Consider the following 24,911-nt stretch of genomic DNA (forward strand, 5'->3'; position numbering starts at 1 on the left):
ATTCTAGCGCCGACGACCACTGATGCGTACCCAGCCATCACGGTTGGCGATCGGGTCCAGTTCGAAATCCTTGGCGTAGGCAGCGGCCACGTCTTCGCCTTGCTCGGCGAGGATGCCCGACAGCGCCAGGCGCCCGCCCGGCTTGACCAGGCTCGACAGCTGCGGCGCCAACGACACCAGCGGGCCGGCGAGGATATTGGCCACCAGCACATCGGCCTGCACCTGGGGCAAATCTTCCGGCAGGTAGAGTGGGAATTTGCCTTCAGCAATGTTATTGCGCCCGGCGTTATCACGGGAAGCTTCCAGGGCTTGCACGTCGATATCGGTGCCGACCGCTTCCTTGGCGCCCAGCAGCAGCGCGGCAATCGCCAGGATCCCTGAGCCGCAGCCGAAATCCAGCACGTTGCAGTCGCTCAGGTCCTGGCCGTCCAGCCATTCCAGGCACAGCGCGGTGGTAGGGTGGGTGCCGGTGCCGAACGCCAGGCCCGGGTCCAGCAGCAAGTTGACGGCATTCGGCTCAGGCGCGGCGTGCCAGCTTGGCACGATCCACAGGCGCTGGCCGAAACGCATCGGCTGGAAGTTGTCCATCCAGCTGCGTTCCCAATCCTGGTCTTCGATCACTTCGCTGTGGTGCTCGGGCAGCGGGCTGCCGGTGAGCAGTTCCATGTGGGCCAGCACGGCGGCGGCATCGGTGCCGTCTTCGAACAGGGCCAGCAGATGGGTGTGGGACCACAGCGGCGTGGTATTGAGTTCCGGTTCGAAGATCGGCTGGTCTTCGGCGTCCATGAAGGTCACCGACACGGCGCCGACTTCGAGGAAAGCGTCTTCGTAGGTTTCGGCTTGTTCTGGGCTGATGGCGAGACGGACTTGCAGCCAAGGCATGGCGGGCACCTTTGAAAAAATGAGTGTGCGACGGCTGGGTCGCGAAAGCGCGCAAGTTTACGCGAGCGGCGAGTTTGTGGCGAGCGGGCTTATGTGGGAGCCAGCTCCCACACAAGCCCGCACACATGGGGGCGGCGGTGTTCTTGCGGGCCCACAAACAACAAAGCCGCCCGAAGGCGGCTTTGTTGGGTGGAGCACTTACTGGTTGGCCAGCTTGTGTTCCAGGTAGTGAATGTTCACACCACCTTCGCAGAAGCCTTCATCGCGTACCAGATCCCGATGCAGCGGGATGTTGGTCTTGATGCCGTCTACCACGATTTCGTCCAGGGCATTGCGCATACGGGCCATGGCCTCGTCGCGGGTGGCGCCCCAGGTGATCAGCTTGCCGATCAGCGAGTCGTAGTTGGACGGAACCTTGTAGCCGCTGTACAGGTGCGAATCCACACGCACGCCGTTGCCGCCCGGCGCGTGGAAATGCTTGACCAGGCCAGGGCTTGGGATAAAGGTTTTCGGGTCTTCGGCGTTGATCCGGCACTCCAGGGAGTGGCCGTGGATCTTGACGTCGTCCTGGGTGAAGGACAGCACGTTGCCGGCGGCGATGCTCAGCATCTCCTTGACGATGTCGATACCGGTGACCATCTCCGAAACCGGATGCTCTACCTGCACACGAGTGTTCATCTCGATGAAGTAGAAGCGGCCGTTCTCGTAGAGGAACTCAAAGGTACCGGCGCCACGGTAGTTGATGTCGATGCACGCCTTGACGCAACGAGCCAGTACTTCCTGGCGCGCGGTTTCGTCCAGGCCCGGTGCCGGAGCTTCTTCCAACACCTTCTGGTGACGACGTTGCAGCGAGCAATCGCGGTCGCCCAGGTGGATGGCGTGGCCCTGGCCGTCGGACAGTACCTGCACTTCCACGTGACGTGGGTTGGTCAGGTACTTCTCCAGGTAGACCATCGGGTTGCCGAACCAGGCAGCCGCTTCGGAGCGGGTCTGCTTGGCAGCTTCGATCAGGTCTTCTTCTTTGTGCACCACACGCATGCCGCGACCACCACCGCCACCGGCGGCCTTGATGATCACCGGGTAACCGACTTCGCGACCAATGCGCAGGGCGGTTGCCTCGTCTTCCGGCAGTGGGCCGTCGGAACCTGGAACGGTTGGCACGCCGGCTGCGATCATGGCGTCCTTGGCCGAAACCTTGTCGCCCATCAGGCGGATGGTTTCGGCTTTAGGGCCGATGAAGGCGAAGCCGGATTTTTCCACCTGTTCGGCGAAATCGGCGTTTTCCGCGAGGAAGCCGTAGCCTGGGTGGATGCCATCAGCGCCGGTCACTTCAGCGGCCGCGATGATGTTCGAGACTTTCAGGTACGAGTTCGTGGCCAGTGGCGGGCCGATGCAAATGCTTTCGTCCGCCAGTTTCACGTGCATCAATTCGGTATCGGCCGTCGAGTAAACAGCGACGGTCTTGATGCCCTCTTCCTTACAGGCGCGCAGGATACGCAGCGCGATCTCGCCGCGGTTGGCGATCAGGACTTTTTGCAGTTTCTTCGCAGGTTTCAACATCGAAGGCGCTCCGCGGTTCAAACGATGGTGAACAGCGGCTGGTCGTACTCAACCGGCTGACCGTTTTCTACCAGGATGGATTCGATGACGCCGGCTTTTTCAGCGGTGATGTGGTTCATCATTTTCATCGCTTCAACGATGCAGATGGTGTCGCCCACTTTCACGGTTGCGCCGACTTCAACGAAGGCTGGCGAGGTCGGTGCCGGGGTGCGGTAGAAAGTACCGACCATTGGCGACTTGACCACGAAGCCGTTCAGCGCAGGCGCGGCTGGGGCGGCAGGTGCAGCGGCAGCAGCCGGGGCGGCGGCAGGTGCGGCAGCCGGAGCAGGTGCTTGCATCTGTGGCGCGTAGAACTGTTGAGCCGGGGTCTTGCTGTGGCGGCTGATCCGTACGGACTCTTCGCCTTCCTTGATTTCCAGCTCGTCGATACCGGATTCTTCCAGCAGTTCGATCAGTTTCTTAACTTTACGGATATCCATGAATCATCAACTCCCAAGGGTCGGTCAGGGGCGCTTGGCCGGTTGTTCAAGTTGTTCCAGGGCGGCCTCCAGGGCCAGTCGGTAACCGCTGGCGCCAAGGCCGCAGATCACACCTACTGCTACGTCGGAGAAGTAGGAGTGATGGCGGAAAGCTTCGCGTTTGTGCACGTTCGACAAATGCACTTCGATAAATGGGATGCTCACCGCCAGCAGCGCGTCACGTAATGCAACACTTGTATGCGTAAAAGCGGCGGGATTGATCAGGATAAAGTCCACGCCTTCGCCACGCGCGGCATGGATGCGATCAATCAATTCGTACTCGGCATTGCTTTGCAGGTACAGCAAATGGTGGCCGGCTTCACGCGCCCGGCGTTCCAGATCAAGGTTGATCTGTTCCAGGGTCACCGCCCCGTAGACACCCGGTTCACGGGTACCGAGCAGGTTCAGGTTGGGTCCGTGAAGAACCAGTAAGGTCGCCATCGGCTGTTCCTTGTTATTGATGTGGGTGCGTCAGAACCCGGCGACTATGCCGCAAAGCCTTTGTGACTGTCCAGTTCTATGCAGTAGGCGGCACGATTAGCGATGATTGCGCAAAATTTGTGACTGTGAGGCTGGATTTGGTCAGTGATTGATCGTTCCCACGCTCCGCGTGGGAATGCCGCCCCGGACGCTCCGCGTCCCGCTCTAAAGTCGTGACGCAGAGCGTCACAGGATGCATGACCACGCAGAGCGTGGGCACGATCTCGATCGCATTAGACGCGAAACGCTTGCACGGCAGTGTTCAGTTGCCCACCCAGTTCCAACAGATGCTCACCCTGGCTGCGGCCTTGGCCGATTCGCAGCAGATTATCCTCGCCCAGCTGGTGAATCCGCTCGCTGTTGTCACGAATCTCACTGACGGCGCCACTCTGCTGCGCGGTCACATCGGCGATGCGCACGGCAGTGTCGGAAATGGTCTGGATCGCCCCGACGATTTCATCCAGCGCGCCGTCGGCCGCCTGGGCCTGCTGGGCGGTGGCTTCGGCGTGTTCGACCTGCGCGCGCATGCCCTGCACCGACTGATGGGCGGCGCTTTGCAGGCCGGTGATCAAACCCTGGATTTCAGCGGTGGCGCCCGCCGTGCGCTGGGCCAGGGTGCGCACTTCGTCAGCCACCACGGCAAACCCACGCCCGGCTTCCCCGGCGCGCGCAGCCTCGATGGCGGCGTTGAGGGCCAGCAGGTTGGTCTGGTCGGCAATCGAGCGAATCACGGTGAGCACGCCGCCGATGGTGGCGGATTCTTCCGCGAGTTTCTCGATCATCTGCGCATTTTGCTGCACTTCACCCACCAGTGCGTGCAAGCCGGTGAGGCTCAGGCCGATCACCCGTTGGCCCTGTTCCACGGCCAGGCCTGCACTGCGGCTGGCACCGGCGGCCTGGCTGGCATCGCCGGCCACTTGCTGAATGGTGGCTTCCAGCTCGCCCAGGGAATCGCGGATCTGCGCGGTATCGCCGGCCTGACGCTCGGCCCCGTCGTGCAGGCCACTGCTCAGCTCGGCCAGGGCGCGGCTGCTGCCGGCGACTTGTTCGGCATTTGCGCGAATGGTGCCCACCAGGTCCACCAGGTAAGCGCGCAAGCGGTTCAGCGAGGCTTCAATATCGTGCAGTTCGCGGTTGGTCTTGCCCAGCGCAATCGGCTGGCTGAAATCACCTTCGGCCCAGGTCGACAGGGCGGGCGCGAGGTTGGTCAGCACCCGCGCCAGGCGCCGTTGCAGGGTGTCGATCAGCAAGGCAATCAGCAGGATCAGGCCGATCATCACGCCTTGCAACAGGCGAACTTCGCCCTGGATCCTGGCGTGTTGGGCGCGTACCACCGGCTCCAGGCCGGAGATGGCCTGTTGCACGGCGGCGATTTTTAAATGAGTGGCGGCGGCCAGTGCGGTGCGCTGCTGGATTTGCTCGCGGGTACGCTTGAGTTCGGCGGGGTAGCGGGTCAACAGGCTGTTGAGTTCGCGCTTGAGGTCGACGCCGGTGTCCTGAACTTCGGCTTTCTCGCTGTTTTCCAGGCCCATCATGGCGGAAAAATCATCGGCGCTGGATTCACTGCTGGCCTTGACACCAAGCAATGGCAACGCCGCCAACACGTCGGCCTGAGTGCGGATACTGGCGACTTCGCGCTCCACGTCATCGGCCAACTCCGCGCGCCCGCTGCTGACCAGTTTGTCGCGGGCCAGGGACAGTTTACCCAAGTGCTGGGACGCGGCCAGCAAGGGCGGCAGGTAGCGAGCGGCGTCTGGAGAGTTGACGCCCGTGGCGTATTGGCTCAGTTGCTCAAGGTTCGCGCCCAGCTCACGTTCGGCTTGCAGCAACAGGGCTTGCGGGTCGCCCGCCAGTTTGCCGGCGGCGAGCAGGTCGGTTTTGCTGAAGGTGTCCAGATCCACCAGGCTGGGGCGCAGGTTTTGCCCAAGTTCTGCCGGCAATTCGTCAAGGTGCTGCAACAGGTTTTCCAGGCTTTGACTGGCGCTGCTCAAACGCAGGGCATCGCCGCTGGAGAGGTAATCATCAATGTTGCGTGCGGCCTGGTTCTGAAAGGTCTGCGACAGGCCCAGGTAGCGTTCCATCAGCAGATAAGGCCGTTCCAGCGCACGTTGCGACCACCATAGCGTCGCTCCAAGGGCCAGGCACACGGCCACCAGCAGAAGGGTATTGAGATTGGTCAGCAGCTTCAGGCGCATGCGTGGTTTCAACCGACAGCAAAAGATAAGTGCCTGAAGTTATTGCGTTTCCATTACAAAGTTATGACGGATTCGGTGGATTCCGGTGAAAAGGTGGCACTTTGCTTTGATGTACGAGCGGCTTGCACGCGGTTGCGTCCTGCGTCCTTGGCGCGGTACAGCGCCTCGTCGGCCTGGGCAGCCATCATCAGGCTGTCGGAGCCGTCGCACAGCTCTACCAGCCCGGCGCTGAAGGTGCACCATAAATCCTGCGGCTGGGCCGGATAGTGAATTTCGGCAAAGCGCCCACGGATTTCGTCCAATACCTTGCAGGCCGACTCCAGGTCGGTGTCGGGCATCACGATGGCGAACTCTTCGCCGCCGTAGCGCCCGATGTAGTCGGTCTTGCGCAGGCGTTGCTTGAGAAACAGCGCCAGGCTCTTGATCACGCGGTCGCCCATGGGGTGGCCGTGGCTGTCGTTGACGCGCTTGAAGTGGTCGATGTCGAGCATCGCAAAGCTCAGTGGCTTGTTCTCGCGGCGGGCGCGGAAGCTGCAGTCTTCGAGCAATTGCAGGATATGGGTGTGGTTGTACAACCCGGTCAGGCTGTCGCGCACCATTCGCGCCTTGAGGTTACGGGCACGGGCGGCTCGGTTGCGCACGGTGGTGATCAGGTGGCGCGGCTTGATCGGCTTGGTGAGGAAGTCGTCGCCGCCTTCGCTCATGGCGTCCAGTTGTTTATCCAGGTCGTCTTCGGCCGACAGGTAGATGATCGGTACACTGACGTACCGGTCGTTGTGGCGAATCACCTTGGCCAGTTCGGTGCCGGTACAGGCAGGCATATACATGTCGAGGATGATCAGGTCCGGCTGGAAATCCGCCAGTTCGGCCATGGCCTGGATCGGTTCGATCAAGGTGCGCGTGACGATGCCGGCGCTGTTGAGCAGGCGCTCGGTGTGCAGCGCTTGTGCCCGCGAGTCATCGATGATCAGCACTTTATAAGGTTCGTACTGCGCGACGCAGGTCAGCACTTCGATCTTTTCCAAGAGGCTCGACGCTTCCAGGGTGCCGGTGAGGAACTCCTGGCCACCGGCGCGCACGGCGGCCAGGCGCGTTGGCGTGTCGGTTTCGTGCAAGCTGAAAAACAGCAGTGGCAGCTTTTGCTCGAGGCCTTCCTGGGCTTCGGCGGCCAACTTGAGGCCCAGGCCCGCCCCGCAGAAGTCCACATCCATCACAATCGCCGACGGCAGGCGCTCGGCGAGGGAGGCACGAAACGCCGGCACACTGTCCAGGGACTGGGCGCTCATGCCAAAGAATTCCAACTGCTTGGCCAGGCGTTCGGCGCGGTCGTGATCGGCCAGCATCACGTAGATGGGCTTGCGCATCGGCGGCAGTAAGGTTTGTTCCAGCTGATCACCCTGGCGCAGACCGGTGCGGGACAGGCGTTGCATCAGGCGGTTGAGTTCGGTGATGACCTGGCTGCTCAGCCGGCCGCGATTTTCGTCCACCACCTTGAGCGATTCGCCGATGTGTCGTGCCAGCTGGCCGTGTTCCGGCTGTTCGAAACGCTCGGCAAAGCGCAGCAGGCGCAGGTTGGCTTCGCTGAGTTCGGACAAATCGGTGTTCGACCATTCGCTGCGTTGCAGGCGTTGCCAGATCTCAAGAATTTGACGTGCCTGATGAATTACCCGCTGGGCAAAATGGTGCTTGAGACGCTCACGGCTGGGGTCTTCTGGCTCGGTCATATCCTGACTACTAGTGAGGGTGCATGCTGAGGTCGACTGATGGCTCTATGCTAGCACCTCTTTTCTGTTGCATGAGTGTCATACGTCAATTAAGTGCAAGTCTTGGGGATTCAGTTACCGACCCAATGGTCACGCTGCGTAAAAAGCGTGCATCCTTTATAGTCGAACGTCTCCCACCTGCCACTTTCGGTTAAAAGCCCCGCGCCGATGGGCACGATGGGGTAGGGTTGTGGTCGGAGTGTTTGACCGCACCCGGACAATTGACGTGCATGAACTCAAGTGATTGAAAGGATATCGCCATGCTGGACTGGAAAAACCGTGCAGGCAGTGCCAAAGGCCCCGCCCCTGAGCCAAAGTCGACCCAACGCGGCTACTTTCGTAACCTGCTGATGAGCAAAGCGCTGCTCAGCGTGCTGGCCTTGTACCTGTTGGTCACCGGCGGCCTGGGTTGGTACTGGAGCGAAGAGCCGGCGCTGTTCCCGGTCCAGCAAAACGCCCAGCTTGCCGCCGAGAAGGAAGGCAAGCAGATGGTGATTGGCTACACCACCGTCGAAACCCTCAAGACCGTGGTCGGCACCTTGCTGAACAAGCCTGGTGGCTACATTTCCAACGACCGTTTCCCGCCAGGCCTGTGGATGGATAACATGCCGAGCTGGGAATATGGCGTGCTGGTGCAGGTGCGTGACCTGACCCGCGCCTTGCGTAAAGACTTCGCCCGTTCACAGTCGCAGTCGGCTGAAGACGCGGACCTGGCCAAGGCTGAACCGCGCTTTAACTTCGACAACAAGAGCTGGGTGCTGCCGTCCAGCGAGTCGGAATACCAGGAAGGCATCAACTCCCTGAGCCGCTACGAGGCACGACTGTCCGACCCGAACCAGAAGGGCGCGCTGTTCTATGCCCGCGCCGACAACCTGAACAACTGGCTGGGTGATGTCGCCACGCGCCTGGGTTCGTTGTCGCAACGCCTGTCGGCCAGTGTGGGTCGGGTGAAGCTCAACACCGCACTGAAAACCGAGGCCCTGGCGCCGGGTGAAGTGCCGCAGGTCGATGAAGAAGTGGTGGAAACCCCATGGATGCAGATCGACAACGTGTTCTACGAAGCCCGTGGCCAGGCGTGGGCCTTGTCTCACCTGTTGCGCGCGATTGAAGTCGACTTCGCCGACGTGCTGGCCAAGAAAAACGCCACCGTCAGCGTGCGTCAGATCATTCGCGAGTTGGAAGCCTCGCAGGAGCCGGTGTGGAGCCCTATGATTCTTAACGGCAGTGGCTTTGGCATCCTCGCCAACCACTCGTTGGTCATGGCCAACTATATTTCCCGGGCAAACGCTGCAGTTATAGATTTGCGTCAGCTCCTCAACCAGGGGTAATGATGGACGCTTCTCAAAAGGAGGTCGCACACCGTGAGGCCTCTGATGCTGAACTGATCTGCTGGGTGGACGAGCAGGACAACCTGCTCGGCGACCTTGTCAGGTCCGACCTGCGTCAGCGCGGCCTGATCGGCCGTTGCACCTTTATCTTCCTGTTCAACTCCGCCGGTGAACTGTGTGTGCACCGACGCACCCTGAGCAAAGCCCTGTATCCCGGCTTTTGGGACACGGCGGCAGGTGGCATGGTGGCGGCGGGCGAGACCTACGCGGTTTCGGCTGCCCGTGAGCTGGAAGAAGAACTCGGCGTGGGCGGTGTGGAACTGGTCGAGCACGACCACTTCTACTTTGAGGAGGAGGGCAGCCGGCTCTGGTGCAAATCTTACTCGGCAGTCTGGGATGGCCCATTGCGCTTGCAGCCCGAGGAGGTCATGGAAGCGCGGTTTCTGCCCCTTGAAACGGTCCTGCAGGAAGCTCAACAAAAGCCTTACTGCCCGGATGCTCAAGAGGGCTTGCGGCGCTATCTGGCCTCACGTCGCTAAAGTTGCATAAATTGGCGCTATTTGGCTCTTAGCAAGGCGGCTTTTTGCCGTTACACTGCGCGCCTTTTCACCCGAACCGCCTTGGCGTTTCGGTAGCGCTGCCCCTGCCTGAGTGGGGCTTCGCGGTCGGTAAGCTGCCTTTTGTAACGAGAGCCGGGTTCCGATCAGTCTTTGTCCTCCCAAGAGGATTGCCGGTGGCCAAAAAAGCCGCATCCTTCGCCGCCCTTGGTGGCCTGGTATTTTCCACCGACGCAGGTCGACACTGCCCGGACTGTCGTCAGCCCGTGGATTCGTGTACCTGCAAACAGACCCTGATCCCTGAAGGCGACGGCATTGCCCGCGTACGACGCGAGAGCAAAGGCCGTGGCGGCAAGACGGTGACTACCATCACTGGCGTGCCCTTGGCTGAAGAAGCCCTGAAGGAACTGGCTACCACGCTGAAAAAGCGCTGTGGCACCGGTGGCGCGTTGAAAGACGGCGTCATCGAGATCCAGGGCGATCACGTCGAGTTGCTGTTGGCCGAGCTGATCAAGCTGGGTTACAAAGCGAAGAAATCCGGCGGCTAGCAGCCTCTGTGAAACCCACCCCGATGGCCCTTTGCTGAACGCGAACTGTCGTCTCCATGGTTTTCACAGAGCCTGTTCCTGACCGGTGTCTAAACTCTGTCCTGCGAGTGGGGTCTACCTTCCTTACAGGCAAATCGTCATTTTCATTCTTTAGACTTCGCCAGCCTTGCAAGAAGGGCGTGGTGATCTTCGACTTTATATAGGGGACTTCGATGTCCGTACGACGCACACGCAAAGACGATGGCAGCCAATGGACAGTTGCGGACAGCCGCAGTGTTTATGGGATTCGCCATTGGGGGGCCGGGTATTTCGCGATCAATGATGCCGGTCGCGTTGAAGTCCGTCCGAACGGCCCGAACAGCACACCGGTTGATCTGTACGAGCAAGTTGACGAGCTGCGCAAAAGCGGTTTGTCCTTGCCGCTGCTGGTGCGTTTTCCCGACATCCTGCAAGACCGTGTACGCCAGCTGACCGGTGCGTTCGATTCGAACATCGAGCGCCTGGAATACCAGAGCAAGTACACCGCACTGTACCCGATCAAGGTGAACCAGCAGGAAGCGGTGATCGAGAACATCATCGCCACCCAGAACGTGTCGATCGGCCTGGAAGCCGGCTCCAAGCCCGAGCTGCTGGCCGTGCTGGCCCTGGCACCCAAGGGCGGCACCATCGTCTGCAACGGTTACAAGGACCGTGAGTTCATCCGCCTCGCGCTGATGGGCCAGAAGCTTGGTCACAATGTGTTTATCGTGATCGAGAAAGAATCCGAAGTCGGCCTGGTGATCGAAGAGGCTGCGAGCCTCAAGGTCAAGCCGCAGGTTGGCCTGCGTGTGCGTTTGTCGTCGCTGGCGTCGAGCAAATGGGCCGACACCGGTGGCGAGAAGTCCAAGTTCGGTTTGTCGGCGGCGCAATTGCTGTCGGTGGTCGAGCGCTTCCGCGCTGCCGGCCTGGACCAGGGCATCCGCCTGCTGCACTTTCATATGGGTTCGCAGATCGCCAACCTGGCCGACTACCAGCACGGTTTCAAGGAAGCCATTCGTTACTACGGCGAATTGCGCAACCTCGGCCTGCCGGTCGATCACATCGATGTGGGCGGTGGCCTGGGCGTGGACTACGACGGCACGCACTCGCGTAACGCCAGTTCGATCAACTACGACATGGACGATTACGCCGGTGTGGTCGTGGGCATGCTCAAGGAATTCTGCGACGCGCAGAGCCTGCCGCACCCGCACATCTTCTCCGAAAGCGGCCGCTCCCTGACCGCCCACCACGCCATGCTGGTGGTGCAGGTCACCGACGTTGAAAAACACAACGACGAAATCCCGCAGATCGAGAACAAGGAAAGCCTGCCGGAAACCGTGCAGTGGCTGGTGGACCTGCTGGGCCCGACCGACATCGAAATGGTCACCGAGACTTACTGGCGCGCCACTCACTACATGAGCGACGTGGCCACCCAGTATGCCGACGGCAAGCTGACCCTGGCGGAAAAAGCCCTGGCCGAACAGTGCTACTTCGCCGTATGCCGTCGCCTGCACAACTCGCTCAAAGCCCGCCAGCGCTCGCACCGCCAAGTGCTGGACGAGCTCAACGACAAGCTGGCCGACAAGTACATCTGCAACTTCTCGGTATTCCAAAGCTTGCCGGACACCTGGGCCATTGGCCAGGTGCTGCCGATTCTGCCGCTGCACCGTCTCGACGAAGAGCCGCTGCGCCGCGCCGTGCTGCAAGACCTGACCTGCGACTCCGACGGCAAGATCAAGCAATACGTCGACGAGCAGAGCATCGAGACCAGCCTGCCGGTGCATGGCTTGAACGAAGGTGAAGACTATTTGCTGGGCATCTTCCTGGTGGGCGCTTACCAGGAAATTCTCGGTGACATGCACAACCTGTTCGGTGACACCGACTCGGTAAACATCTACCAGCGTGAAGACGGTTCGGTGTACAGCGCCGGGATCGAGACCCACGACACCATCGAAGACATGCTGCGCTACGTGCACTTGTCGCCGGAGGAGTTGATGACGCACTACCGCGACAAGTGCGCCAGCGCGAAGATCAGTGCCAGCGAGCGTACGCAGTTCCTGGATGCGTTGCGTCTGGGGCTGACGCGTTCGTCCTACCTGTCCTCGTAAGTACACTGCTCCCAGGCTGACAAGGATCTCAAAGTGACAGAGATCCAGTGTGGGAGCGGGCTTGCCCGCGATGGCGGTGTATCAGTCCGCACATTCAGGGCTGACACACCGCCATCGCAGGCAAGCCAGCTCCCACATTTGGATTTTCGTTTGGTCGTACCTTCTGTGTGAGGTCTGAACGATGTCGAGCAAATGGCTGCAAGCGTTAACCCTGGCGGTCGCCGCATTCCTCACGGCCTGCTCGCCGATCAAAGTGCTCAACGCACTGACCCCTTCCAGCACGTTCACCAAAACCTCATCGATTGCCTACGGCCCTGACCCGCGCCAGAGGCTCGATGTCTATCGCCCTGTCACCGCCTTGCCCAGCGCCCCGGTCGTGGTGTTTTTCTACGGCGGCAGCTGGAACAGCGGCTCCAAGGATGATTACGGTTTCGTTGGCGAAGCCCTGGCTTCACGCGGCATTGTGGTGGTCGTCGCGGACTACCGGCTCTATCCGCAAGTGCGTTACCCCGCTTTTCTCCAGGACGGCGCCCAAGCGGTGGCCTGGACTCATCAGCACATCGCCGAATATGGCGCCGACCCCAAGCAGCTCTACCTGATGGGCCATAGCTCCGGCGCGTACAACGCCTCGATGCTGGCGCTGGATGCGCGTTGGCTCAAAGAAGTGAACCTGTCACCCTCGATGCTCAAGGGTTGGATCGGCCTGGCCGGGCCTTATGACTTCCTGCCGATTGAAAACCGCGATGTGCGCCCTGTGTTTTTCTTCCCGGACTCACCGCCCGATTCCCAGCCGATCAACCACGTCAGTCATGATGCACCGCCGAGCCTGTTGATCGCCTCGCAGAGCGACACGCTGGTCAACCCCACACGCAACACGGGCGGGCTGGCGAAAAAGCTGCACGAAGCGGGGGTGCCGGTCGAGGCGTTTTATTTCACCAGAACCAGCCACGCGACATTAGTGGCATCCATTGCCAAGCCATTGCGCTGGCTGGCGCCGGTGCTGGATCGGGTCACGGCGTTTATTCGCTCCACTCCAGGCCAGTGAGGCTAGCTTTACCGGATTATCAGGGTGTACTGCGCTGAGCTCTCGGGGCTGGTTTCCTCCAGCGCTACAGACTGCAGCGTGTTTTGCGCTGAAGGGCTGACTGTCAGACTAGCGCTATTGTCCATCAGTGTTCGACCCTGGGGTGGCAGCGTCGCTCTTATGCCTTGTTGTGTCACGAAGAAGTGGAAATCCGTTTGATTCCAAACCTCCACGCCTTTCTGGATGGCGGGCTGCGCTGGGAGTGTTGACGGAGCGTCGTCCAGTTTGAGTGTCCATTCGCCCGTGTCCGGAGTGACGGGGGGAACCTGAACGGACGGCTCGGCGACGGCTTCGACAGGGGGCTTGGCTTGTTTCTTCTTGGACGAGCGAATAACAGCGGCGGCGATCAATGCGACCACTATCAACGCGCCGATAAGCAAGTAGGTGTTGTTACTCATGTGGGTTCTTCCTTGAGTGCAATAAGATCGCAGCCTTAAGCTGAAGGCTCTTCAGCGGCGATCTCCATTCAACGCCGGAAAGTCGGGTTTGTAACCTGTGAGAACTGACAGGTTGGCTCCCGCCCATTGATTAAACTGCGTGCGGCGCCTCATCCCATAGGTAGCGATCACGCAAGGGCACGCCCATTTCCTGGCGTAGCGCATTCTCGGTGAAGGGCGATGGATTGAGGGTGGTTGGCCGGGTGAGCGGGTTGTTGTCGTGATCGAACAGCTCCCCGTCCTCAATGGCGAGGCCGAGTGCTTGGTACTCGACGTTATTAACGAAAACCGGCTGACCGTAGCGCTCAATGGGGTTTCCATCGAGGCCAAAAGCCTGTTGGTTTCCGGGTTGGTAGGTGCCAGTGGCGCCATTGAAGGCATGGGCCAACTCGTGCTGGAGTGCAAGCATCGGTGTGGTCGACAGCTGTTGGCCGAAGTGGAAGGTTTGAAGCTCTATTTCGGCGTGAGTGGCGACTGCACCGGCCACCTCATTTTTGATGTAGCCCAATTCTGATTCGCTTTGAAACTGCGAAGTTTGCCAAGCGGAAAGCGCGTCGCTGTAGGCGTTGCGGAAGTAGTAGTAACTGGCGTTCATGTCGGCAGACTCTCGCAGGGTGACGGGAGACCTTATGTCGTCCACGAAGTCGTCCATTTGCTCAAGCATCCGCTGGCCGACAGGCGAACCTCGAAGCTGGTCGAGAACGTCTTGCACGGCGTCGATGAACTCGGGTTTGCCTTCTATCTTCAGCCCTTTTCTCCCGACGTTCTTGACCTCCATAAACGTGACGTTTGAAGGCCCATTGTGATGAATCTTGTCGGACGCTTTGGCGTAAATGCGATCTTTTTTACTCGTGGAGTGAATCACGTCATGGCCTGCGCCTGCGTAAAACGTGGTCTTGCGGGCGCCCACCAGTTTATCGTCGCCGCGGCCTCCATTTAAAACGTTGATGCCTGCGCCTGCATACAGCTGGTCATTGCCTTGGTCGCCGTTCAAATACACCAGTCGGTGATTGGCGCCCTTGCCTGCATGCAGCACGTCATTGCCTTTGCCACCGCTCAGCACGGCACTGCCCGTGCCTGCGCGCATCCGATCATCGCCGTCACCACCCAAGGCGATTCCGCCACCGCTACCCAGGTGAATGGAGTCGTTGCCGCTGCCGCCATTGACCCGTGCATAGCCGGCGCCGGTCTTGACCCGGTCATTGCCGTCGCCCGTGATGATCCGAACAGGTGCCTTAACGCCAGGGCCAATGACCACCGAGTCATTTCCGCCCTGGGTCTCAATATTTATCATGTGCAGGTCTGTGCTTTCGGGCATTGGGAAGGGGTAGGTTTTCCCATTGATGATGGCCGTCAATGTCCTGCTGTCATGGGCTGTGATCTTTATATTGTCTGCCTGATCGCCGGTGACGATGTGAGTCATGCTGGCTGAGTGATAGTTGCCGGCACTGTCTTGCCAGGTTTCCACTTCGCGTTTGATCAGTACATTGGCTTCGTTGAACAACGTATGTGTCTGGTGCCCAATGTCAGGCGTGGGTGCCGAGGGGCTGGGCGTTTCAGGCTGGGGTGCCAATGTCGGAGCGTCGGATGCGCCGAGGGGAATGCGGGGAAGTACTGTGTTCACGCAGGCTCCTGTTTCCTTCTGGCTCGCGAGAGTGGGCCAGGCGGATCCTCTGTGGTTGTAGCCCTTGCAAAGGCTCCACGCGCAGTTGTGAGTTTTTCTTACGCTGCAAACCGGCCATTCTTTACTAACGGGCGCTGAGCCAGCGGTCCTGTTTGTTCAGGCGCCAGGCAATTGCCCACAGTGTCAGGCTGCGCAGGGCCATGAACAGCAGGAAGGTGACCCACAGCCCATGATTGCCCAAGCCCTGCAAGGCCCATGCGAATGGCAGCACAATCACCACCGTCAACAGCATGCCGTTACGCATTTCCCGCGCGCGGGTTGCACCGATAAACAGGCCGTCCAGTAAATAGCTCCACACCGCAATCAACGGCAGTACGGCCAGGTAAGGCAGGTAGATATCGGCGGTTTCGCGCACGCTGGGGATGTCAGTTTGCATGGCGATAAACAAGTGCCCGGCGAAGGTGAACAGCAGGGCGAACCCTAGGCTGGCGATCAATGACCAGCCACAAGCGACCACCAGCGAACGGCGCAATGCCTGGCGATCATGGGCGCCGATGGCGTGCCCGCACAGCGCTTCCACTGCGTGGGCCAGACCGTCGAGGGCGTGGGCCGTCAACAGCAGACCATTGAGCAGCAGCGCATTGGCCGCCACGGTGGCATCGCCCAGGCGTGCGCCTTGCACCGTGATCATGAAAAACACCGACTGCAGCGCCAGGCTGCGGATAAAAATATCGCGGTTCACCGCCAACAGCGGCCGCCAGCTTTGCCACCGCTGCAAAGCGGCCCAGGCGATATGCCCGGGATACGCGCGCAGGGCTTTTTGCGTGAGGGCCAAGCCGAGCAGGGCGCCGGTCCATTCGGCGATAACGGAGGCGCGTGCTGAGCCGACCACACCCCAATCCAGACCGAGTACAAACCACAGGTTCAAGGCGATGTTGACCAGGTTGGTGGTCAGCAGGATAGCCAGTGGTGCGCGGGCATTTTGCGTGCCGAGGAACCAGCCGACCAAGGCATAGCTGGCCAGCGCGGCGGGCAGGCCGAACAAGCGGGTGTGGAAAAAATCGCGGGTCAGTTGGTTCAGCTCGGGCGAGGGCTGCATCCACTCCAGGGCCAGATGGCTCAGCGGAATGCCCACCGTGCCCAGCAGCATGGCCAGCCCCAGCGCCAGCAACAAACCTTGCAGCAGGATTTGCCTGAGCGCCGCGCCATCCCCGCGCCCGGCGGCTTGTGCGGCAAACCCGGTGGAACCCATGCGCAGAAAGCCCATGGCCCAGGCCAGGAAGGTATACAGGCTGGCGCCCACGGCCACAGCGCCCAGTTGATGGGCGTGGGGCAGGTGGCCGATGACCATGCTGTCCACCAGGGCCACCAGCGGCACCGAGATGTTCGACAAGATCATCGGCGCCGCCAATGCCCAGACGCGGCGATGGGTGCGGCGGTCGCGCCAATCTGTCAGCAGGGTGAGTGTTTTCAAGTATTAATGCACAACCCAGCTGAGCAACCACAAACCCAGCATCAACCAGATAATTCCCATAATGATCGAGGCGCGCATAAACGCACGCACCGCCGAGTACAGCAACATCAACCCGATGATGAGGGCGGCGATGCTGATGATCGAGGTGTCCATGCCCAATGTGCGCGACAGGCCTTCAATAAAGTTGCCGCCCGCGTGGGTCAAGGCGCCGAACAGCCCGCTGAGCCCGTCGACGATAAAGCGGATGACGGACCCCAGTGCCTGGCCCAACCATTCGAAAAAGCTTTCTACCTGCATGTGTGTGTCCTGATGAAGAGGTGGGCGTCGCTGAGCCTTTGGTCGTTATTACACCAAGCGAGTTCCCTTTTAGCATAGAGGTTTACGCGTTACAGGGATTCACTTGCCTTCGCCCGGCATCCGCCCGAAGCTATACACCTTCAGGAGCCCCCGCATGAACCTCGAACACCTCACCGAACGCTTGCACCGTATTCGCGATACCAACGACTGGAAGCGCTTCCACAGCCCTAAAAACCTGGCCATGGCCGCCAGTGTGGAAATGTCCGAGCTGGTGGAAATATTCCAGTGGCTGACCGAAGACCAGTCGCGCCAACTGCCGGCGGACAAACTCACCCACGCCGGGCAGGAAGTCGGCGATATCGTGCTGTACCTGCTGTTGCTGTGCAGTGAGCTGGGCCTGGACATGAACGAAGTGGTACGCGCCAAACTGGCCGACAGCGAACGGCGGTTTGCCCATGAGTGACCGTCACTTTGACCATTTGGCCACGCGCTTTGCCGAGAAGATCTACGGTGGCGCCAAAGGCGCGATTCGCCTGGCAGTGTTGCAGGCCGACCTGACTGAAGCCTTGCCCGAGCGCCCTTTGCGCGTACTGGATATCGGCGCGGGCCTGGGGCATATGTCGCTGTGGCTGGCTGAGCGCGGCCATCAAGTGACCCTGGCCGAGCCCGCCGAGCCGATGCTTGAAGGCGCCCGTCAGCGGTTTGCCGACGCCGGGCAGACCGCGACTTTTATCCATGCGCCCTGGCAGCAATTGCTCGGCCAACTCACCGAGCCCTACGACCTGGTCCTGTGCCACGCCGTGCTCGAATGGCTGGCCGAACCTCACGCGATCCTGCCGGTGCTGCACCAGCTCACGGTGCCCGGCGGCTGGTTGTCGCTGGCGTTCTACAACCGCGATGCGCTGATTTACCGCAACCTGCTCAAAGGCCACTTCCGCAAAATGCGCAAGAACGACATGGCCGGCGAGAAGCAGAGCCTTACCCCGCAACAACCGCTCGACCCACGGGAACTGGCGGCGCAACTCGAGGGGCTTTGGCAGGTCGAAAGCCAAAGTGGCGTGCGGGTGTTCCACGACTATATGCCGATGGAATTCCAGGCTCGCGCCAATCTGCAGGACTTGTTGGAGATGGAACTCGCTCACCGTCGTCACCCAAGCTTTGCCGGACTTGGGCGTTATTTGCACTGGATCTGCCGTCCGGTTTAAGCGGCCCAGTCTGCGGAGGTCGAAATGCGTCGTCTCTGTTTGATCCTGTTATCCCTCGGCTTGGGCGCTTGCTCCACGCCCAACCCCTACGTGGCCGCCTCGGCCCCTATGCCGCCGGCTCCGGCCCAGGCGGCGAACACCTTTGATGCCAGCGCCTACCCGGCGCCGATGCGCGACTATGGCGCCTACCGCAGTTGGGGCTGGCTTAACGGCCAGTTGCCCGCGGGGACGGCCTGGGCGGATTCGGCGCAAATAGCCGAAGCGGTCAGCGGCGCTCTAGATCAGCGCGGCTTGCGCCCTTTGCATGACAGCCGCGCCCCCGACCTGCTGGTAACTGCTGACGTGCGTCTGGAAAAACGCCTGCGCCAGGTGCAGGACGACTATGGCTACGGCTACGGTGGCTATAACCGCTATGGCAATGGCTACGGCATGTACAACACGGTGCCGGTGGTACGCACCTATGAAGTGACAGTTGCGGTGGCCCGCGTGAGCCTGTTCGATGCCCGCACGCGCCAGCCGGTATGGAGCACCAGCGCCGAAACCACCAGCCAGGGTAGCCTGAGCGAACGCGCTGATGCGTTGCGCGAAGCGATGCAGAAGGCAATGAGCGCTTATCCACCCAGTTAGCAGCTATTCTCATCTCAGGCTTATTCCATTTTTTGGAGAACCCCCATGCTTCGTCGCCTTGCTGCACTCGCTGTAGTGGTCTTGTTGAGTGGCTGCCAGACCAGCCAGGTCAACCATGACTTTGATGCCAGCCGCGATTTTGGCGCGTACCGCAACTGGGCCTGGAAAGACCCTGCCCTGCAATACCGCCCGGATGATCCACGGATCAAGAGCGACCTCACCGAGCAACGCATTCGCCAGGCCGTGGGCGAGCAACTCGACCAGCGCGGCCTGCGCCCCGCAGCCGCAGGCACCAGGGCCGACCTGAATGTACAGGCCTACCTGATCGTCGAAGAGCGCCAGCAACAAGTCACCACCAACTACGGCGGCGCCTGGGGCGGCCCGTGGAATGGCTACTGGGGCGGGCCGATGTACAACGAAACGCGCAACATCACCTACAAAGTGGCGACCATCCAGATCGACCTGCTCGACGGCAAGGACGGCAAACTGGTATGGCGTGGCAGCGACGAGCAGATGATGGCCAGCACGCCGAACCCGCAGGATCGCAGTGATGCCATTCGCAGCACGGTGACCAGGATCCTCTCCAACTACCCTCCGCACTAAAGACCACCGCCAAACCCTGTGGGAGCGGGCTTGCCCGCGATAGCGGTCTGTCAGTCACCGATGCACTGACTGATCCACCGCCATCGTGGCACAGGTATCTACACAACGTTTGAAGGCAGCCAATTTCTCCTGTGGCGAGCAGGCTTGTCCTGCGTTGGGTCGCGAAGCAGCCCCAAACCCGGACGCTGAGTTCTTTCGGGAAAACTGCAGTGCCTATACTGGGGCCGCTTCGCGACCCAACGCAGGACAAGCCTGCTCGCCACAACAGTCCACTTGCCACTAACCGGTTGTATAGATATCGATGGCCATCGCGGGCAAGCCCCACATTTTTGATCTTCACCACCTCCAGCCCTTGTCTACACTCAATTGCATCCCAGGAGAGTAAGCGCTCGGCAACTCGCCGGCACAGGAGTGCTCGATGTCTCCCCGACTTGGTTCCAGGCAAGGTGGCGCAATCGGCCTGATGGCCGCCGGCGTGTTGGCGGTGGCGCTGGCCTTTACATTGTTGATGATCGACAGCGGCCGCCTGTACCTGGAGAAGCGCAAGCTGCAAGGCGTGGCAGATACGGCGGCGCTGGAAGCGGTGAGCCGCAGCGGCACGTGCCTGAGCGGGTTGAGCGCGGCAGCGTTTGCCGGGCAGAGTGTGGCGCGCAATCATTTTGTGGTGGGCAGCGGCAATACCCTGGTGACCCAATGCGGCACCGTGACCACCGGCGCGTCGGGCCGACGCATGTTCAGTGCCAACCCTGCAGTGTCATCGGCGATTCAAGTGGTGGTGAGCAAAACCGTGACCACCAGCGTGGCCGCCGGGGTTTGGGCGTTGTTCTCCGGCAATCCGGTGAGCATCAATACCGTATTGACCGCGACCGCCGTAGCGGCGGTGCCCACGCCACCTTCGGCCCAACTGACCATCAACAGCACCCTGGCCAGCGTCAACACCGCAAGTGCGAGCCTGTTGAACCCGCTGTTCAGTGGCTTGCTCGGCGGTAACGTCAACCTGACGGTCGCCGGGTGGAATGGTTTGCTCAATACCAATATCAACCTGCTCAGTTACCTCAACCAACTGGCGGTCAACCTCAACGTGGCCGCCGGTAACTACACCCAGCTGCTCAACACCAACGTCACCGCCGCGCAATTGATCCAGGCCGCGGTCACCGTACTGACCGCCAATGGCGCAACGGCGGACGTGATCACCGCCCTGGGCAGCTTGCAAGTCGCCGCGATCAACCAGGCACCGTTGACCGTCGGGCAGATTTTGCAATTGCAGACCGGCACCACCGCTGCGGCGCTGAATGCCAACTTGCAGGTGTTCCAACTGATCCAGGGCGTGGTGCAACTGTCCAACAGCAAAAGCGCGGCGGCGGCGACCTTGCCCGTGAGTGTGCTGGGGTTGGCCAACATCACCACTCAGGTCAAAGTGATCGAACCGCCACAGTTGTCAGCGATCGGCAACCCGGTGCTGGCGGCGGCCAACCCTACAGGGCCAAATAAAATTTACGTACGTACCGCCCAGGTGCGCACTGAAGTGACCGTGAGCTTGCCGGTATTAAGTGCGTTGTCGGGGCTGAACACGGCGGTAAACGACTTGTTGGGTCCACTGACGCCGGTGCTCGGCAGCCTGCTGAACCTGAACCTGGTGAGCACGATCAACTCGGCCTTGTGCTTGCTGGGCGCTGGTTGCCAGCAGGCGGATTTGCTGGTGCTACCCGGCAACCTGCCGATTAACATCGTACTGGATGCCGGGGCCGCGAGCAGTTACGTCACCGCCTACAGCTGCCCCACCGGCAACGCGGGCACCAAGAGCCTGACGGCGTACACCACCACCTCGCTGGCGTCGTTGAATGTGGGCAGTATTACCAATGCGTTTTCCACCACCTTGCCGATGACGGTAGCGCCGTTACCCCTGATCGATATTGGTACCAAGACCTGCCACAAGATACTCGGCATCGGCAGCTGTGACCCGCGCGTGCCGTTTGCCGGTGGTGGCATCGCGATCAAGGTGGTCAGTCCGATTGCGCAGAGCAATCAAACCCTGGTGTTCTCCAGTACCACGCCGTTTGCCACGCCGCCGAACGTGGGCCTTGCGCCGACCTATCAGGCTGCGGCACCCGCCACCAATGTGGTGAGCAGCCTTTCAACCACGCTCAATGGCGTGGGCATCACGGCTTACCAACCGTCCGGAGGAAGCCCGTTGGGCATTCTGGCGCCTACGGTCACAGCGCTGCTCAGTGCCGTCAGCGCGATTGTCACGCCGGTGGTGGATGGCTTGCTCGGCCCGCTGCTCAACCCGATCCTTAACAACCTGCTGAGTATGCTCGGCATCAGCCTGGTGAATGTGAACGTCGGCGCCAACCTCACCTGTGGCCAGACCGGCGAGGCTTACCTGGTGATTTAAACGTCGATGGCCCTGGGCAGTTCCACGCAGAACCGTGCGCCGTGTTCGCCGTTGCTGACGCTCAGGCGCCCGCCCATGTTCTCGACGATGCCGTAACTCACCGACAGGCCCAACCCGGTGCCCACGCCAATCGGCTTGGTGGTAAAAAACGGCTCGAAGATGCGTTCCAGCAAGCGCGGGTCGATGCCGCCGCCGTTGTCTTCGACCCAGATGCGCACGTGGCGGCTGTCGTGTTCGGTGTGCAGGGCAATCCACGGGCGCAGCTCGGGGTTCTTTTCGCGCTGGCTCAACAGCGCATCGCGGGCGTTGACCATCAGGTTGATCAGCACTTGCTCAAGCTGGTCGACGTAGCCTTTGACCTGCACCGGGATATCCGCCTGGGTCAGGCGCACTTCAACACCTTTGCCACGCAGGCCTTCACTGAGCAACGACAAGGTGCCCTCCAACGCCTGCGCCGGGTCAAAAGGTTGCTGCTCGACCTCCGAGCGGCGGCCGAACACACGCATATGGTCGACCACCCGCGCCGCACGCTGTACCTGGGCGTCGATGCGCTGGAGTTTTTCGGTCAGGTAGTCGATCTGCACGTCGCCATTGCTCAGGCGCTTGAGCACATTGACGATGGCCATGCGCATCACGTTCAGCGGCTGGTTGATCTCATGGGCCAGGCCCGTGGCCATTTCACCGAGGGTGGCCATTTTCGCGCTTTGCGTCAGTTGCTGCTGGGAGCGCCGCACTTCGGTGTTATCGCGGCCCACGGCCTGCACTTCCACAAGGGTGCCGTGCTCATCAAAGACGCCTCGGTCCGACCACACCCACCAGGCATGTTCGCGGCCGGGCAATTGCAGGCTGATTTCGGCTGTGCTCACCGGGAACTCCGGCGTCAACTGCTGTATGCGCTGCACAAACGCTTCGCGCTGTTCGGTCGACAGCCATTCACCCAGGTTGACCCCGCGCAACTGCGCAGGTAGGCACTCCAGGTAATTGGCCAGCGGCGTGTTGCCGAAGGTCAGGGTCAGGTCCGGGCGGTAGCGGCAGATCATTGCCGGGGAGTCTTCCACAAGGATGCGATAGCGCTCCTCACTGTCCTTGACCTGCTGGGCGGCCAAGGTTGCCTCGGTCACATCCAGCCACAGGCCGACCGCTTCTACCGGCACGCCCAAGTCGTCGCGCAGCAGCTTGGCTTCGTCGAGCAGCCAGTGGTAATCCCCGTGTGTGTCTTGCACGCGGTAACGGCTGCGCACGCTGCCTTCACGCAGCAATTGGCGGGTGCGCTGGAAGTACAGGTCGCGGTCGTCCGGGTGTACCCATTGCACCAGGCTGTCATGGGTGCATTCGGCCAGGGTGCGACCGAGCAAGGGCAGCAGACTGTGACTGAAAAACACCGGCTGCAGCGCGCCATTCACATAGCGCTGCACATAGATCACCGCCGGTGAGCTGGCAATCAGGTTATCCAGGCGGGCGCGGGCGGCATCGGCTTGCAGCTGCTGGTTCTGGATGTCGCTGATGTCGAGCATAAAACCGACCCAGCGCCGCTGTTCACCGGCGCCCAGCACCTGGCCCTGCACGCGATACCAGGTCGGCGCGACGCTGTCGCCACGGTTGAGGCGCGCGCTGGCGAGCAAGGGTTTGCCGAGGGTTTGCAGGTCGCGTAGACGGCTGTGCAGTTCCTGGCGGTCGGCGGGGTGAATGTGGTTCAGCCACGCTTCGAGGGGTTGCCGGGTCGGGCCGTCTTCCGGGTCGAGGTTGCGCATCAATTGGGGGGCGAGCTGGATTTCGCCGCTGGCGGGCAATAACTCAAACCAGCCCGTGCCCAGCAGGCCTTGCAACGCTTCCTGGCGCTCGAGTTGTTGATGGTGACGGTGTTCGCGCAGGCGGCTGAGCAGTGGGGCGGCGAGGGCGGCGGCGAGGTTCAGCCAGTCGCGGTCGTTGCTGTGCAGTTGGCCACTGTACGCGCCGCACAGCAGCCATGCGGCGATGCCTTGGCCATCGCGATAGGGCACAAGGAACCCATCGGCATTGCCGAAAATACTGTGCAAACGCGGGTGCTCGCCGCGCCCATAAGGCGCTTTCAGGCTCAGCGGCGTGGTGCCGTTGAGGCTGTCCAGGCAGGTCCCGAGGCGTTGCCCAGTGTGCCAGAACAACGGTGCATCATGGTTGGCGTACTGGCTGTAGACCCTCCAACCCTGGTCTTCCTGATCGAGCAGCGCCAGGGCCACGCAGGGGATACGCCAGCGCTGCGCCACGCTGCTTAACTGTTCGTTGAACACCTCGGGCAGGCGGCTGAGGCTGCACACGCGCAGTTGTTCACTGACGCGGCTGCTCAATTGGTGGTTCTGTTCGCGCTGCTCGGCCAATTGCCGGCCGCCGAGCAAATCACCAATGTCTACGGCATGCAGCAGCCAGCCATTGTCGTGGGGTTCAAGCGTGCCGCGGGTGTGCAGGGTTTGCCCGGCGATCCCGTGAAAATCCAGGTCGAGGCTGTGGCGCTGCCAGTCGGCGGGCACGCCTTCAACCGTTACGGCGCTATGGGCACTCAGCAGTTCTTGCAAACGCGGCGAGTTAACCAGTGGCGGCAACTGTGGGCGCAACGTGCCGCTGAGGTCGAGCACGCGGCCTTGGCTATCCAGTTGCACATGCAACCCGGCAGACGGCGGCGCGGGCGTGTCGATTTCCAGCGCGCCATTGCGACCGAGCAAGCGCCCGAAAAGTCTGTCCCCCGAAGTCAAAACTGCAGGCTCGACTGGGCCTGCAGAGTTGCCGGTAACTGCGGCACGGTGCCGATGCCCGGCAGGACAATAAAGGGCAGCACCGCCTGGAGGTTGGCCGACGGGTAGTTGATCTGCACCGACAACAGCCCGCTGGTGAAGGTGGTGGTGACTTGGGTGGAAGCGTCGAATTTGTAGGCGTTGGGAATCCACCCCAAACGGTTGGCGACCGCCGTTTTGGCAGTGGCCTGTACGGCGGCGGGGTAGCCTTGCATATTCGGGTCCAGCCCTACGCTCTGGCGCACGGCTTCGGCGGTGGCCTGGTTGAACGACTGCAACAGCAGCAGCGGCAGGCTATAGCTGACCGTGCCGTAGAACACGGCAAAAAAAATCACAAACACGGCAATGAACTCGATGGCTGCCGCGCCTTTTTGCTTTTCCGGGAGGCTTGTTTTCATCACCGCGTCTACCCTGACGGCTACTACTTGATATCAGCATAGAAT

22 protein-coding genes are annotated in these 24,911 nt (G+C 61.1%); 10 read left to right on the forward strand and 12 right to left on the reverse strand.

The genetic code is table 11. The features are described from left to right. Positions 1–3: 3 nt before the first annotated feature. The 6 genes from prmA to AOA62_RS06245 all read right to left on the reverse strand — a co-directional run bounded on the left by prmA (position 4) and on the right by AOA62_RS06245 (position 7,359). Complete coding sequence (gene prmA / locus AOA62_RS06215; protein WP_017136746.1) at positions 4–882, reverse strand: 50S ribosomal protein L11 methyltransferase; 879 nt, start codon at positions 880–882, stop codon at positions 4–6. 198 nt (positions 883–1,080) lie between these two features. Continuing rightward, entirely contained in the window at positions 1,081–2,442 is a 1,362-nt protein-coding gene (gene accC / locus AOA62_RS06220) for an acetyl-CoA carboxylase biotin carboxylase subunit (protein ID WP_017136745.1), read from the reverse strand. Positions 2,443–2,459: 17 nt separating this feature from the next. Beyond that, complete coding sequence (gene accB / locus AOA62_RS06225) at positions 2,460–2,921, reverse strand: acetyl-CoA carboxylase biotin carboxyl carrier protein (RefSeq protein ID WP_017136744.1); 462 nt, start codon at positions 2,919–2,921, stop codon at positions 2,460–2,462. Positions 2,922–2,945: 24 nt separating this feature from the next. After that, entirely contained in the window at positions 2,946–3,401 is a 456-nt protein-coding gene (aroQ, locus tag AOA62_RS06230; RefSeq protein ID WP_017136743.1) for a type II 3-dehydroquinate dehydratase, read from the reverse strand. Between the two features lie 272 nt (positions 3,402–3,673). Then, positions 3,674–5,635: a methyl-accepting chemotaxis protein gene (locus AOA62_RS06240; RefSeq protein ID WP_099548139.1), complete on the reverse strand. Its 1,962-nt coding sequence runs from the start codon at positions 5,633–5,635 to the stop codon at positions 3,674–3,676. A gap of 53 nt (positions 5,636–5,688) precedes the next feature. After that, positions 5,689–7,359: a PleD family two-component system response regulator gene (locus tag AOA62_RS06245; protein WP_017136741.1), complete on the reverse strand. Its 1,671-nt coding sequence runs from the start codon at positions 7,357–7,359 to the stop codon at positions 5,689–5,691. Positions 7,360–7,658: 299 nt separating this feature from the next. Here AOA62_RS06245 and AOA62_RS06250 point away from each other — a divergent pair, with 299 nt between their 5' ends. The 5 genes from AOA62_RS06250 to AOA62_RS06270 all read left to right on the forward strand — a co-directional run bounded on the left by AOA62_RS06250 (position 7,659) and on the right by AOA62_RS06270 (position 13,002). After that, a complete protein-coding gene (locus tag AOA62_RS06250) occupies positions 7,659–8,726 on the forward strand; it encodes a DUF2333 family protein (RefSeq protein WP_017136740.1) in 1,068 nt (355 codons plus the stop codon). Positions 8,727–8,728: 2 nt separating this feature from the next. Continuing rightward, entirely contained in the window at positions 8,729–9,265 is a 537-nt protein-coding gene (locus AOA62_RS06255; protein WP_026013681.1) for an NUDIX hydrolase, read from the forward strand. A gap of 194 nt (positions 9,266–9,459) precedes the next feature. Continuing rightward, positions 9,460–9,831, forward strand: a complete 372-nt coding sequence (locus tag AOA62_RS06260) for a translation initiation factor Sui1 (RefSeq protein WP_012722004.1) — start codon at positions 9,460–9,462, stop codon at positions 9,829–9,831. A 212-nt stretch (positions 9,832–10,043) separates the two neighbouring features. Beyond that, positions 10,044–11,957 carry an arginine decarboxylase gene (gene speA, locus AOA62_RS06265; RefSeq protein ID WP_056860452.1) on the forward strand — a complete coding sequence of 638 codons (1,914 nt, stop codon included), beginning with the start codon at positions 10,044–10,046 and terminating at the stop codon, positions 11,955–11,957. A 181-nt stretch (positions 11,958–12,138) separates the two neighbouring features. Then, positions 12,139–13,002 carry an alpha/beta hydrolase gene (locus AOA62_RS06270; RefSeq protein ID WP_099548140.1) on the forward strand — a complete coding sequence of 288 codons (864 nt, stop codon included), beginning with the start codon at positions 12,139–12,141 and terminating at the stop codon, positions 13,000–13,002. Positions 13,003–13,010: 8 nt separating this feature from the next. Here the strand turns inward: AOA62_RS06270 and AOA62_RS06275 are convergent, their stop codons facing one another. The 4 genes from AOA62_RS06275 to AOA62_RS06290 all read right to left on the reverse strand — a co-directional run bounded on the left by AOA62_RS06275 (position 13,011) and on the right by AOA62_RS06290 (position 16,873). After that, positions 13,011–13,439, reverse strand: coding sequence for a hypothetical protein (locus tag AOA62_RS06275; protein WP_099548141.1), 429 nt, complete (start codon positions 13,437–13,439; stop codon positions 13,011–13,013). 130 nt (positions 13,440–13,569) lie between these two features. Then, positions 13,570–15,102 (reverse strand): M91 family zinc metallopeptidase, encoded by a 1,533-nt coding sequence (locus AOA62_RS06280; protein WP_143521779.1) that lies wholly within the window; start codon positions 15,100–15,102, stop codon positions 13,570–13,572. A 124-nt stretch (positions 15,103–15,226) separates the two neighbouring features. Continuing rightward, complete coding sequence (locus AOA62_RS06285; RefSeq protein WP_017136734.1) at positions 15,227–16,576, reverse strand: MATE family efflux transporter; 1,350 nt, start codon at positions 16,574–16,576, stop codon at positions 15,227–15,229. Between the two features lie 3 nt (positions 16,577–16,579). Then, the gene (locus AOA62_RS06290) at positions 16,580–16,873 is read right to left on the reverse strand and encodes a hypothetical protein (RefSeq protein ID WP_017136733.1); all 294 of its coding nucleotides are present in this window, start codon (positions 16,871–16,873) and stop codon (positions 16,580–16,582) included. A gap of 154 nt (positions 16,874–17,027) precedes the next feature. Between AOA62_RS06290 and AOA62_RS06295 the strand changes: the two genes are divergently transcribed. The 5 genes from AOA62_RS06295 (at position 17,028) to AOA62_RS06315 (ending at position 21,703) form a co-directional block, all read left to right on the forward strand. Beyond that, positions 17,028–17,336, forward strand: a complete 309-nt coding sequence (locus tag AOA62_RS06295) for a MazG-like family protein (RefSeq protein WP_017136732.1) — start codon at positions 17,028–17,030, stop codon at positions 17,334–17,336. Further along, entirely contained in the window at positions 17,329–18,078 is a 750-nt protein-coding gene (locus AOA62_RS06300) for a methyltransferase domain-containing protein (RefSeq protein ID WP_099548143.1), read from the forward strand. The genes AOA62_RS06295 and AOA62_RS06300 overlap by 8 nt, the downstream gene beginning before the upstream one ends. A 24-nt stretch (positions 18,079–18,102) precedes the next feature. Beyond that, positions 18,103–18,705, forward strand: coding sequence for a DUF4136 domain-containing protein (locus AOA62_RS06305; protein WP_017136730.1), 603 nt, complete (start codon positions 18,103–18,105; stop codon positions 18,703–18,705). A 45-nt stretch (positions 18,706–18,750) separates the two neighbouring features. Further along, on the forward strand, positions 18,751–19,308 hold the full coding sequence (locus AOA62_RS06310; protein ID WP_099548144.1) for a DUF4136 domain-containing protein: 558 nt from the start codon (positions 18,751–18,753) through the stop codon (positions 19,306–19,308). A 418-nt stretch (positions 19,309–19,726) separates the two neighbouring features. Next, positions 19,727–21,703: a pilus assembly protein TadG-related protein gene (locus AOA62_RS06315; protein WP_099548145.1), complete on the forward strand. Its 1,977-nt coding sequence runs from the start codon at positions 19,727–19,729 to the stop codon at positions 21,701–21,703. Here AOA62_RS06315 and AOA62_RS06320 read toward each other — a convergent pair. Next, positions 21,700–24,429, reverse strand: a complete 2,730-nt coding sequence (locus tag AOA62_RS06320; RefSeq protein WP_099548146.1) for a PAS domain-containing sensor histidine kinase — start codon at positions 24,427–24,429, stop codon at positions 21,700–21,702. The two genes, AOA62_RS06315 and AOA62_RS06320, sit on opposite strands and share 4 nt — an antisense overlap. Next, a complete protein-coding gene (locus AOA62_RS06325) occupies positions 24,426–24,866 on the reverse strand; it encodes a TadE/TadG family type IV pilus assembly protein (protein WP_017136727.1) in 441 nt (146 codons plus the stop codon). The genes AOA62_RS06320 and AOA62_RS06325 overlap by 4 nt, the downstream gene beginning before the upstream one ends. Positions 24,867–24,911: the final 45 nt, after the last annotated feature.

It is taken from the genome of Pseudomonas sp. 2995-3, assembly GCF_002742565.1.
In the GTDB taxonomy this organism is placed as follows: Bacteria; Pseudomonadota; Gammaproteobacteria; order Pseudomonadales; family Pseudomonadaceae; genus Aquipseudomonas; species Aquipseudomonas edaphica.